The organism is Halomonas sp. B23F22_20, assembly GCF_043496985.1.
GTDB lineage: Bacteria > Pseudomonadota > Gammaproteobacteria > Pseudomonadales > Halomonadaceae > Halomonas.
In genome coordinates this window covers 175,721-185,330 of record NZ_JBIEKH010000009.1, presented here as the reverse complement: position 1 = coordinate 185,330, position 9,610 = coordinate 175,721, and the positions used below count along the sequence as shown (strand labels likewise).

General features: G+C 66.7%; 14 protein-coding genes. 4 read left to right on the top strand and 10 right to left on the bottom strand.

Going from position 1 to position 9,610, the window contains the following annotated elements; genetic code table 11:
- Nucleotides 1-293: 293 nt before the first annotated feature.
- Nucleotides 294-1,037 (top strand): carbonic anhydrase, encoded by a 744-nt coding sequence (locus ACGTN6_RS09745; protein ID WP_394591244.1) that lies wholly within the window; start codon nucleotides 294-296, stop codon nucleotides 1,035-1,037.
- A 119-nt stretch (nucleotides 1,038-1,156) separates the two neighbouring features.
- Here the strand turns inward: ACGTN6_RS09745 and ACGTN6_RS09740 are convergent, their stop codons facing one another.
- Nucleotides 1,157-1,978 carry a Tim44 domain-containing protein gene (locus tag ACGTN6_RS09740; protein ID WP_394591243.1) on the bottom strand — a complete coding sequence of 274 codons (822 nt, stop codon included), beginning with the start codon at nucleotides 1,976-1,978 and terminating at the stop codon, nucleotides 1,157-1,159.
- 107 nt (nucleotides 1,979-2,085) lie between these two features.
- Between ACGTN6_RS09740 and ACGTN6_RS09735 the strand changes: the two genes are divergently transcribed.
- Nucleotides 2,086-2,664, top strand: a complete 579-nt coding sequence (locus tag ACGTN6_RS09735; RefSeq protein WP_394591242.1) for an isochorismatase family protein — start codon at nucleotides 2,086-2,088, stop codon at nucleotides 2,662-2,664.
- A 25-nt stretch (nucleotides 2,665-2,689) separates the two neighbouring features.
- Here the strand turns inward: ACGTN6_RS09735 and yaaA are convergent, their stop codons facing one another.
- Complete coding sequence (yaaA, locus tag ACGTN6_RS09730) at nucleotides 2,690-3,472, bottom strand: peroxide stress protein YaaA (protein ID WP_394591241.1); 783 nt, start codon at nucleotides 3,470-3,472, stop codon at nucleotides 2,690-2,692.
- Between the two features lie 102 nt (nucleotides 3,473-3,574).
- On the bottom strand, nucleotides 3,575-4,606 hold the full coding sequence (locus ACGTN6_RS09725) for an NADP(H)-dependent aldo-keto reductase (protein WP_394591240.1): 1,032 nt from the start codon (nucleotides 4,604-4,606) through the stop codon (nucleotides 3,575-3,577).
- Nucleotides 4,607-4,829: 223 nt separating this feature from the next.
- On the opposite strand from ACGTN6_RS09725, the gene ACGTN6_RS09720 reads away from it, so the two are divergent.
- Nucleotides 4,830-5,324 carry a tetratricopeptide repeat protein gene (locus tag ACGTN6_RS09720; RefSeq protein WP_394591239.1) on the top strand — a complete coding sequence of 165 codons (495 nt, stop codon included), beginning with the start codon at nucleotides 4,830-4,832 and terminating at the stop codon, nucleotides 5,322-5,324.
- 81 nt (nucleotides 5,325-5,405) lie between these two features.
- Nucleotides 5,406-5,894, top strand: a complete 489-nt coding sequence (locus tag ACGTN6_RS09715) for a hypothetical protein (RefSeq protein WP_394591238.1) — start codon at nucleotides 5,406-5,408, stop codon at nucleotides 5,892-5,894.
- A 30-nt stretch (nucleotides 5,895-5,924) separates the two neighbouring features.
- Here ACGTN6_RS09715 and ACGTN6_RS09710 read toward each other — a convergent pair whose 3' ends face one another.
- The 7 genes from ACGTN6_RS09710 to ACGTN6_RS09680 form a co-directional block, all read right to left on the bottom strand.
- Nucleotides 5,925-6,896, bottom strand: a complete 972-nt coding sequence (locus tag ACGTN6_RS09710; RefSeq protein ID WP_394591237.1) for an NAD(P)H-quinone oxidoreductase — start codon at nucleotides 6,894-6,896, stop codon at nucleotides 5,925-5,927.
- Nucleotides 6,897-6,946: 50 nt separating this feature from the next.
- Nucleotides 6,947-7,504: an LOG family protein gene (locus ACGTN6_RS09705; protein ID WP_394591236.1), complete on the bottom strand. Its 558-nt coding sequence runs from the start codon at nucleotides 7,502-7,504 to the stop codon at nucleotides 6,947-6,949.
- Between the two features lie 116 nt (nucleotides 7,505-7,620).
- Nucleotides 7,621-7,743 carry a hypothetical protein gene (locus ACGTN6_RS09700; protein ID WP_394591235.1) on the bottom strand — a complete coding sequence of 41 codons (123 nt, stop codon included), beginning with the start codon at nucleotides 7,741-7,743 and terminating at the stop codon, nucleotides 7,621-7,623.
- Nucleotides 7,744-7,777: 34 nt separating this feature from the next.
- Entirely contained in the window at nucleotides 7,778-8,299 is a 522-nt protein-coding gene (locus tag ACGTN6_RS09695; RefSeq protein WP_394591234.1) for a DUF501 domain-containing protein, read from the bottom strand.
- Nucleotides 8,271-8,600: a hypothetical protein gene (locus tag ACGTN6_RS09690; RefSeq protein WP_394591233.1), complete on the bottom strand. Its 330-nt coding sequence runs from the start codon at nucleotides 8,598-8,600 to the stop codon at nucleotides 8,271-8,273. Before ACGTN6_RS09690 ends, ACGTN6_RS09695 begins: the two co-directional genes overlap by 29 nt.
- Nucleotides 8,601-8,672: 72 nt before the next feature.
- Complete coding sequence (ybaK, locus tag ACGTN6_RS09685) at nucleotides 8,673-9,143, bottom strand: Cys-tRNA(Pro) deacylase (protein WP_394591231.1); 471 nt, start codon at nucleotides 9,141-9,143, stop codon at nucleotides 8,673-8,675.
- Nucleotides 9,140-9,550: an acyl-CoA thioesterase gene (locus tag ACGTN6_RS09680; RefSeq protein WP_394591230.1), complete on the bottom strand. Its 411-nt coding sequence runs from the start codon at nucleotides 9,548-9,550 to the stop codon at nucleotides 9,140-9,142. Before ACGTN6_RS09680 ends, ybaK begins: the two co-directional genes overlap by 4 nt.
- Nucleotides 9,551-9,610 lie beyond the last annotated feature (60 nt).

Genomic DNA, 9,610 nt, shown 5'->3' with positions numbered 1-9,610 from the left:
AGGCATCGTGACAGGCAGCATGGCGAGCGGGGGAGTTCCCCTGGAGAGCATCGGGGCGCCGACCGGGTCATCGTCAGGCATCTATACCGAGAAAACCCCGGACCGAAAGGTTCGGGGTTTTTTCATGTCTGAGCGAAACGATCCGGGGGCTAGCCACGGATGCCGGTCCATCGATAGCGGTCCGGTGGTGTCGATGGCTTGGCGATGCGAGGGACGATCAGTATAAGAGTGCCATCGTCTTCCCGGTGAGACGCCTGGGAAATTTCGTCTAAAGGGAAAGGAGTCTCTCTGCCATGATGTCCCGTCGAACGACGCTATCCTTCCTCTCGCTTGCCGGTGCACTCTGGACCAGTGCCTGTGCCCAGGCCGCTGAAGGGTCCACCTGGTCCTATGCCGAGACACGGCAATGGGCCACGCTGTCGGCCGATTATGCCGTCTGCAGCTCGGGCCATAATCAATCGCCGGTGAATATCGTCGCGCCTCTTGAGGCCGATTTTCCCATCCCGGTGTTGGACTACCCTGTCGTCGGGAACAGCGTCCTGCATGACGGGCATACGTTGAAGGTCGAGTTCCCCACCGGAAATACCCTCGCGGTAGCGGATCGCAGCTATCGGCTGCGACAGCTGCATTTCCACGTGCCGGCCGAGCATCGCATAGAGGGTCGAACGTTTCCCATGGAAGCTCATCTGGTGCATGAGGCCGAGGATGGTCGCCTGGCGGTGCTGGCCGTGCTGTTCGAGCTGGGCGAACCGTCGCAGGCGGTGACAGCACTGCTGGCCCAGGCGCCTGGGGCTCAGGGAGAGCGAGTCGCGTTGAGCGACGGCGTCGATGCTCGGTCTCTGCTGGGAGACGATCTCGACGTCTACCGGCTGAACGGTTCGCTGACGACGCCGCCCTGCTCGGAGGGGGTGCTATGGTGGGTCGCCAAGAGGCCGCGTTCGATCGGCGAGTCCCAGCTCGAGGAGATGTCGCGGCGAATCGGCGAAGCCAACAATCGACCGCTGCAGCCGCTGAATGCCCGGCGCCTGCTCGATTAGCGCTTGATGGGAGCGGGGACGGCAGCCGCCGATGGTGGCCGGCCCCGGACATGAGAAGGCCGGGCAATCGCCCGGCCTTCTGCATGCTATATCCCTGGGACGGCCCCTGGGGGGGAGGGTCAGGTGGGGTTCTGTTCGATCCCCTGAACGTGCCAGGGAGCTCCGTCGCGGAGTTCGCGCACCAGGTGCCAGGTCTCGTTGAAGGCGTTCTGCTCGCCGTTCTCGTCGAGGATGCCGTGGAAGAGCACGCTGGCCTCGGCCCTGGAGCCGACTTCCTGAACGCTGCCCAGCTCGGCGAACAGGCGCACGATCTCGGTGCGGTTATTGGCCGGGTGCTGGTCCCGCTCTTGGCGCAGAAGGTTGTAGAGCTCGGGCGTCACATAGTCCTGGATCTGCGAGAAGTCGTTGTTGTCCCAGGCTCGCTGCAGGGTCATGAAGTGTTCCTTGGCGCCGCCCAGGAAGCGCTCGCGATCGAACCAGGAGGGATCCTTGCCAAGGCCGCCGCTGCCGCCCCCTAGTGGACCGGCCTGGAAGGCCTGAGGCTGGTCGTGGGCCTCGCGGGACGCCGGTGCTGGCCCGCCCGCCATGGCAGGGCGACGCTTGCGGGCGAAGAGCCGGAACAGCAGAAAAATCGCACCGCCGATCAGCAGGATGTCGAGCATGCGCAGGTCATCGAAGGCGCCGCCGAAGAACAGCGAGGCGAGCAGGCCACCGGCCAGCATGCCGGCGAAGGGGCCGGCGAAGCGCGACAAGCCGCTGGACGGCTTGCGCTGTGTGGCGGCGGCCCCGGGGGTGCGGGTGGCCGAGGCACTAGGGGCGTCGGCGGAGCGGGAAAAGCTGCCGGAGCTCTTGCCGCCGCCCATACGGCGGGCATCGGCGTGATCGACTGCGAGGCCGAAGCCCAGCAGGCCGACGACGAGCATGACGAGGAGTTGACGCATCTTGGATCTCCAGAGAATGTGGCGGGGGGATCCGCCGTGTAAAGTCGAGAGCCTCATTCTAGCGGCTAAGCGGGTCACCGACACCGTCTATCGAGCGAGGCCGAACGATGCGTCTGAAGCGTGAGGAGAGCCTGCTGCTGATCGTCGATCTGCAGGCGGGATTGGTGCCAGTGCTGGACGGCGGTGATCAGGCCGTCGCCGAGGCGCGTTGGCTGGGTAGCGTGGCGGAGGTGTTGGATGTGCCTGTGTGGCTGACCGAGCAGTATCCAGTGGGGCTCGGTGTCAGCGATCCGCGTCTGCGCGAGTCGCTCGAAGGTGCGCGTTTCTGGGACAAGACCCGTTTCAATGCCCATGGGGAGCCTGCCTTCGCCGAGGCGCTGGCCGCGAGCGGGCGGCGCCAGATCGTGCTGTGCGGCGCGGAGGCACACATTTGCGTGCTGCAGACGGGGCTTGGGCTACGCGAGGCGGGCTACGAGGTCTTCTGGCTGGCAGAGGCGGCGGTGAGTCGGCGCTCGGGAGAGGCATCCCTGGCTCGACGGCGGATCGAGCGGGCCGGCGGTTGGGCCGTGAGTGCCGACATGGTGGCCTACGAGTGGCTGGAGCGCTGCGACGATGCCCGCTTCAAGGACGTGCACCGCCGCTTCCTCAAGCCGCGCTCGCCGCGTTCGCTGCGCTTCTTCGATTAGCGCCGCCGATGCAGGACGGCGTGGGCTAGGGGCGATCCTGCTCGGCGCGGCAGAACACCAGAGTATCGCCCTCTGACATGGCGGCGTTGTAACGATAGCCGGCCACATCGAAGTCCTTGAGGCTCTCGGAGTCGTCCAGGCGCTGGCGGATCATCCAGGCCGCCATCAGGCCACGAGCCTTCTTGGCGTAGAAGCTGATGATCTTGTACTGGCCGTTTTTCTCGTCCTTGAACACCGGGGTGATCACCCGGGCATCGAGTGCCCTGGCGTCGACGGCCTTGAAGTACTCGTTGGAGGCCAGGTTGACCAGTACCTTGCTGCCGCTCGCGGCAATGGCGCGCTCCAGGGCGTCGGTCAGAGTGGGCTTCCAGTAGGCGTAAAGATCCTTGCCGGCGGGGTTGGCCAGCTTGGTGCCCATCTCCAGGCGATAGGGCTGAATCAGGTCCAGCGGCCGCAGCAGGCCATAGAGGCCGGAGAGGATGCGCAGGTGATCCTGTGCAAAGGCGTTATCGCCTTCGTCGAACGAATCGGCCTCCAGTCCCACATAGACGTCGCCTTGGAAAGCCTGGGCGGCGGCTTTGGCGTTGTCCGGCGTGAAAGGCGTTTGCCATTCGGAGAAGCGGGCCGCGTTGAGCCCGGCGATCTTGTCGCTGACGCCCATCAGCTCGCCGATCTGTTGCGGCGAGAGGTCGCGCAGGATGCCGATCAGCTCGCGGCTGCGGTCGAGGAAGTCGGGCTGGGTGGCCTGGGACGTGGTCGCCGGGGTTTCGAAGTCCAGCGTCTTGGCGGGCGAGATCACGCTCAGCATGGGGCGCTCCTGTGCCTGGATAGATTCGGCACGAGTATATCAGGCGCGTCTGCACGCCGGGGCTATGGACTCGATAGCCCCGGCGTCGAAGAGGGCAAGGCCTCAGGGGCAGGGATTGGGGTAGCGTTGATGTACGGCCTCGATGGCGGCGAGAACGTCCTCGTCGAGACGCAGCGACTCGCTTTCCAGGTTGCTCTCCAGCTGCGCCATGGTGGTGGCGCCGATGATGTTGCTGGTCAGGAAAGAGCGCGAGTTGACGTAGGCCAGGGCCATCTGGGCCGGGTCCAGGCCATGTTCGCGGGCGATGTTGACGTAGGCGAGGGTCGCCGCGTCGGCGAGCGGCGTGTTATAGCGTTGGAATCGTTCGAACAGCGTCAGACGTGCGCCCTCGGGCCAGGCGCCATCGAGGTACTTGCCGGACAGCTTGCCGAAGGCCAGCGGCGAGTAGGCCAGCAGGCCGACGTCCTCGCGATGGGCGATTTCGGCCAGGCCGACCTCGAAGCTGCGGTTCAGCAGGCTATAGGGATTCTGCACCGAGGCGACACGAGGTAGGCCCTTGGATTCCGCCAGTTGCAGAGCATGCATCACACCCCAAGGCGTCTCGTTGGATAGGCCCACGGCGCGGATCTTGCCGGCCTGCACCAGCTCCTGGAGCGCCGCGAGGCTCTCTTCGAGGGCCGTCGCGTCCTCCTCCTCGCCGTGTTCGTAGCCCAGGCGGCCGAAGAAGTTGGCGCGACGATCGGGCCAGTGCAGTTGGTAGAGGTCGACGTAGTCGGTCTGCAACCGCGACAGGCTGTCGTCGATGGCTCGATGGAGGTGTTCACGTGTCAGGCGCGGCCCGCCGCGGATGTGGTCGAGGCCCGGACCGGCGGCCTTGGTGGCGATGATAACGTCGTCCCGGGAACCCCGTGCCTTGAGCCAGCTACCGATGTAGGCCTCGGTGAGTCCCTGGGTTTCGGCCCGAGGCGGCACCGGATACATCTCGGCGGTGTCGATGAAGTTGATGCCGAAGGCCACGGCACGGTCGAGTTGCTCGTGGGCATCGGCCTCGCTGTTCTGCTCGCCGAATGTCATGGTGCCAAGGCATAGCCGGCTGACCTCGAGGCCGGTTCGGCCCAGGGGGCGGGTCTGCATCCGTCACTCCTCACTCATGGGGTTGGGGCGGTTCGCACCGCATGGTAGCCCCGGGGGGCGGGATCGTAAATGTCGGGGGTTGAGTCGCCGCCGGGGCGGGCGTATGCTTGCGACCCCGTTGCCCCGGCGGAGACCGCAGGGCCGATTTCCCCAGGACAGGACGCCGGACACAGGATGGTGCTCGACGTCGTCAATCGAACCACTGGACGCAAGGTTGTTTGCCATGCAGCAGGCATCATCATTGTTCACTCGGATCGAGTATCGTCTGGCACGACAGCTGTTTCATACCCGCTGGCTGCCGCGCTCGCCGCGCACCCAGCGCCTGACGCTGCATCTTTTCCAGCGTTGTGCCGACGCCGGTCATCCGGCGGCGTTGTCCCTGTATGGCCACATGCTGTTCCATCGCGCCGTATCGCCCCAGGACAAGGCACGTGGTGCCCGCTATGTGCTCGAGGCCGCCCAGAGTGGCGACCGTCATGCCCAGTACCAGGCGGGGCAAATCTATGAGCACGGTTGCGCCCAGTATCCACGCCGTGACGATCGGGCGGTGACCTGGTATGCGCGCGCCGGCGAGGCGGGACATCCGCTGGCTGCGGAGCGCCTGGCGCGAGCCTATCGTAACGGTGAACTTGGCCTGCCTGAAGACCCCGAGCGCACCGGGCACTGGCAGGCCCTGGCCGAGTCACTGGACAGCGGCGAAGCCGGGACGCGACACTAGGATGATGGCGCCTCGTGACGAGGCGGTGCTCCCCGGTCGTCAAAGAGCGGCGACCCTACATCATCAAGGACTCAGCAGCCCGTGACGCTACCGACACTGCTGGATATCGAAGCGTCCGGATTCGGACGCGGCAGCTACCCCATCGAGGTCGGCCTGGCCCGTTCGGACGGCAGTACCTGCGCCTTCCTCATCCAGCCTCTCGAGGAATGGACGCACTGGGACCCCAAGGCGGAACTCCTGCATGGCATCTCGCGCGGTCGCCTGGCGCGCGAGGGCTATCCCGTGCGCCAGGTGGCGCGCTGGCTGAATGACGAACTCGCCGATATCGGCGTGGCCTACAGCGACAGCTGGGGTTACGACAACACCTGGCTGTCGCTGCTGTTCCATCATGCCGGCATGCTGCCGGCGTTCCGCCTCGAGGCCCTGCGTCGCCTGCTAAGCGAGGCCCAGCTGGCGAGCTGGAGTGCCACCAAGGAGGCGATCATCCGCGAACGGGGCATCCATCGCCATCGTGCCGGCGAGGATGCCCTGCTGCTGCAGCTGACCTATCAGCGCACCCTGTCACTTTAAGGTTCCATCGAAAACGGCCGGCGGCCTTGCCTACCGCTCGCCACAGACCTCGAGCAGGACCTTGCCGACATTGGCGTCCGCCTGGACATGGGCATGGGCCGCCTCAGCCTCGGCGATCGGCCAGCTAAGGTCGATCAACGGGGCGATCTCGCCACTTGCCAGTCGTGGCCACACATGCGCTTGCAGCGCGGCCAGGATCTTGCCCTTCTCCGCCGGCGGACGACTGCGCAGGGTCGAGCCGATCACCCGCTGGCGTTTCATCAGCAGCCGCCCGAAGTCCAGTTCTGCCCGGCGTCCGCCCATGAAGCCGATCACCACCAGCCGCCCGTCGTTGTTCAGTACCTGCTGGTTGTCGGCCAGATAGCTTGCTCCTACCGGGTCCAGGATCAGGTCGGCTCCGCCCCAGCCCTTCACCGCGTCGACGAAACTGCCCCGGTGACGATTCCAGCCGGCTTCGGCTCCCAGCTCCTGGCAGGTGGCCAACTTGGCGTCGCTGCCGAGGGTGACGAAGCATGGATGGCCAAAGGTTCGACACAGCTGGATGGCGGCGGTGCCAACGCCGCTTGCCCCGGCGTGCAGCAGCACCCGCTCGCCCGACGCCAGGGCCCCCTCCATGAACAGATTGAGCCAGGCGGTGGCGAACGCTTCCGGCAGGGCGGCGGCCTGCCGGAGATCGAGGCCGTCGGGCAGCGGCAGTACCTGGCGGGCATCGACCACTACCTCCTCGGCGTAGCCTCCGCCGGCCAGCAAGGCGCAGACTCGCTGCCCGGCTTCAAGTCCCTCGACGCCTTCACCGACTTCGACCAGGGTGCCGCTGACCTCCAGGCCGAGGATCGGCGAGGCCCCGGGCGGCGGCGGATAATGGCCGGCGCGCTGCATCAGATCGGCGCGGTTGACGCCGGTCCAGGCGACCTTGAGCCGGACCTCGCCGGGAGCGGGACCGACCGGGGCGGGTGACTCCCGCCAGATCAAGCGGTCTTCATCGTGGTGAATGGCCAGCATGGGAGATCCTCCGATCGTTGGCTGGGGAGCGCCCCTCATCGTCGATCGACTCAGCGTCGATCGCTGCCCAATTGGGCCTCCAGGGCATCGAGCAAGGCGTCGGGTTCGTCAGCCGCGAGCAACTCCTCGCGGGTGTGGGCCTCGAGGAAGCCGTACTCCACCGTGCTGTTCAGGAAGGTCAGCAGCGGCGTATAGAAACCGCCGGTGTCGAGCAGGCCAATGGGTTTGTCATGCAGCCCCAGGTAGCGCCAGGTCCAGGCCTCGAACAGCTCCTCCAGGGTGCCGATGCCGCCGGGCAAGGCGATGAAGGCATCGCTGTGGGCCGCCATGCTGGCCTTGCGCTCGTGCATGTTGCGCACTCGGATCAGCCGGGTCAGCTCGAGGTGCGCCTGCTCGCGCTCCACCAGGTGATCGGGCATCACCCCGACGACTTCGCCGCCGGCCGCCAGCACGCTGTTGGCCAGCTCGCCCATCATGCCGACTCGGGCGCCGCCGTAGACCAGCGAATGGCCGCGGCGTGCCAGGGCCTTGCCCAGGGCGCGGGCGGCGGCGAGAAAGCGGGGATCGCGGCCTTCCCGCGAGCCCAGATAGACGCAGAATCTTGACATGGTGTCCTCCTTGATGAGCCCTTCATCCTAGCGGGGGCGGATAGCCGGCGGCAAAGCTTGCGGCCACGAAAAAGGGCGCCGAGGGCGCCCTTGCGGAAGCATCGGTCGTGACGCGCTCAGCGGGCGCGGGCGGCATCGCGACGAACGGCGCGGCGCAGCAGGGCAATGCCGCCGATGGCGATGCCGATCAGGCTGGCGATCAGAGCGAGGCTGGCGATCACGTGGGTGTCCAGATACATGGGGGCTCCTGTTGTGATGTCGTTATGGAGGGCGTCAGGGCAGGCGGTCGATGACGCCGTATTCGGCGTCGACCCACTGGCCGATGATGTTGTCGCCGCACAGATGATGCGCGTACTGGGTGTGCAGGCAGCGCACCTGGTTCCAGTTGGCGATGCCGCCGATGCCGCGCTCGCGCAACACCTCGGCGTAGCCACGGCGCTCTACCTCGTCGCGCTGGGCCGGCGTCATGTATCGCCAGCGGGCGGCCACGTAGTCTTCATGGCTGCGATGGTAGGCGGCGAGGAAGTCGGGATCCTCCTTCAATCGAGCCTCGAGGGTCTTGATGACTCCGGCGGCTTCGATGCGCGACAGCTCGATCTTGAGGCGCTCGTCGCTCAGCCAGTAGAGGGTCGGGAAGGGGGCTTCGTCGACGATGGGCGCCATGCGCAGCACCAGCGGCGTGCCTTCGCCGTCGGTGGCGGCCAGCGCCTCGATGCCGCGGGGCGCGCGGCCGAGCTGCTCGGCAATGACGGCGAGCTGGCGGTCGTCAGGCGTCGTGTCGGGGTGGATCACCATCGTCGGGGTCGTCTCGTATGAACTTGTTCGAGCGTCCCACGGCGCGAAAGAAGGTGCGATTGAGCTGCTCAGGGGTGGGCACGTAGTGCCAGTGCCGTTCGCAGTACTCGTTGCCCCGCGCCATCAGGACATCGTAGAGGCGGTTGAAGGGCGCATCATAATCGTAGGGGTCGGCTCCGAACAAGCGGATATGCGGGAAGTCGGCGAAGCGCTCGAGGAAGAAATTCTCCAGGTCGGCCTCCACGGCACGGTGGCGGGCGACGTCGTCGGGATCGAGCCAGAGGTCGTAGCGGATGGCCATGAGCGGCTCCTTGAGAGGATGGACGCGAGCGAAGCGGGCATGAGACTGGGACCGCGCGGGGCGGCATTCGGCTCAGGCGCGCGCCAGGGGCGCGAAGGAGGCCGACAGCAGTTCGGCCAGGTCGGTGGGCGCTAGGGCGAGTTCCAGACCGCGGCGCCCGCCGCTGACGTGGAAGCGCTGTAGGGCCTCGGCGCTGGCATCGATGAAGGCCGGCAGGCGCTTCTTCTGGCCGAGCGGGCTGATGCCGCCGACCACGTAGCCGGTGGCCCGCTCGGCCTCGGCGGGGTCAGCCATGCGTGCCTTGCGGGCGCCGGCCGCTCGGGCCAATGCCTTGAGGTCGAGCTGGGTAGGCACCGGCACGATGGCTATCGCCAGCCGGCCGTCGTCGAGCTTGGCGAGCAGCGTCTTGAACACCGTCTCGGCGGGCAGGCCCAAGGCCTCGGCCGCTTCCTCACCATAGGCCGGGCGGCGCGGATCATGTTCGTAGCTGGCCGTCTCGAAGGCCACGCCAGCCTTTTCCAGGGCCTTGACGGCAGGGGTCATGCCTCGACGGTCTCCGTGTCCTGCAGGTGGGCGGCCAGCGCCTCGCGCAGCTCACCTTCGATCGGCACGGTGCGCTTGGCCTGGTGGTCGAACTGGACCAGCACGGTATGGCCCAGGTTCGCCATTCGCCCATCCTGCCAGGCCTCCTGGGTCACGGTGAAGGAACTGTTGCCCAACCGGGTGAGGTAGGTGCGGATCTCGATGTCGCGGCCGTAGAACAGCTCGGCGCGATAATCGACCTCCATGCGCGCCATGATCAGCCGCCAGCGGCCGGGATCCAGGTCCGGAGTGAAGAGCTTGAAGAGATCGTTGCGAGCCAGCTCGAACCACGCCGGCAAGCGGGTGTTGTTGACGTGGCCCAGCGCATCGGTGTCGTAGAAGGCGGGTTCGATGGTGCGAGTGAACATGGGGCTCCTCGTCGGGTGGGGGCCGGGCGGGCCGGCCCTTCAGCATCGCTGCCGAGCAAG

Coding starts and splice junctions, on each gene's coding strand:
- ACGTN6_RS09745 (WP_394591244.1), top strand. CDS start 294: ATGATGTCCCGTCGAACGACGCTATCCTTCCTCTCGCTTGCCGGTGCA.
- ACGTN6_RS09740 (WP_394591243.1), bottom strand. CDS start 1,978: ATGCGTCAACTCCTCGTCATGCTCGTCGTCGGCCTGCTGGGCTTCGGC.
- ACGTN6_RS09735 (WP_394591242.1), top strand. CDS start 2,086: ATGCGTCTGAAGCGTGAGGAGAGCCTGCTGCTGATCGTCGATCTGCAG.
- yaaA (WP_394591241.1), bottom strand. CDS start 3,472: ATGCTGAGCGTGATCTCGCCCGCCAAGACGCTGGACTTCGAAACCCCG.
- ACGTN6_RS09725 (WP_394591240.1), bottom strand. CDS start 4,606: ATGCAGACCCGCCCCCTGGGCCGAACCGGCCTCGAGGTCAGCCGGCTA.
- ACGTN6_RS09720 (WP_394591239.1), top strand. CDS start 4,830: ATGCAGCAGGCATCATCATTGTTCACTCGGATCGAGTATCGTCTGGCA.
- ACGTN6_RS09710 (WP_394591237.1), bottom strand. CDS start 6,896: ATGCTGGCCATTCACCACGATGAAGACCGCTTGATCTGGCGGGAGTCA.
- ACGTN6_RS09705 (WP_394591236.1), bottom strand. CDS start 7,504: ATGTCAAGATTCTGCGTCTATCTGGGCTCGCGGGAAGGCCGCGATCCC.
- ACGTN6_RS09700 (WP_394591235.1), bottom strand. CDS start 7,743: ATGTATCTGGACACCCACGTGATCGCCAGCCTCGCTCTGATCGCCAGC.
- ACGTN6_RS09695 (WP_394591234.1), bottom strand. CDS start 8,299: ATGGTGATCCACCCCGACACGACGCCTGACGACCGCCAGCTCGCCGTC.
- ACGTN6_RS09690 (WP_394591233.1), bottom strand. CDS start 8,600: ATGGCCATCCGCTACGACCTCTGGCTCGATCCCGACGACGTCGCCCGC.
- ybaK (WP_394591231.1), bottom strand. CDS start 9,143: ATGACCCCTGCCGTCAAGGCCCTGGAAAAGGCTGGCGTGGCCTTCGAG.
- ACGTN6_RS09680 (WP_394591230.1), bottom strand. CDS start 9,550: ATGTTCACTCGCACCATCGAACCCGCCTTCTACGACACCGATGCGCTG.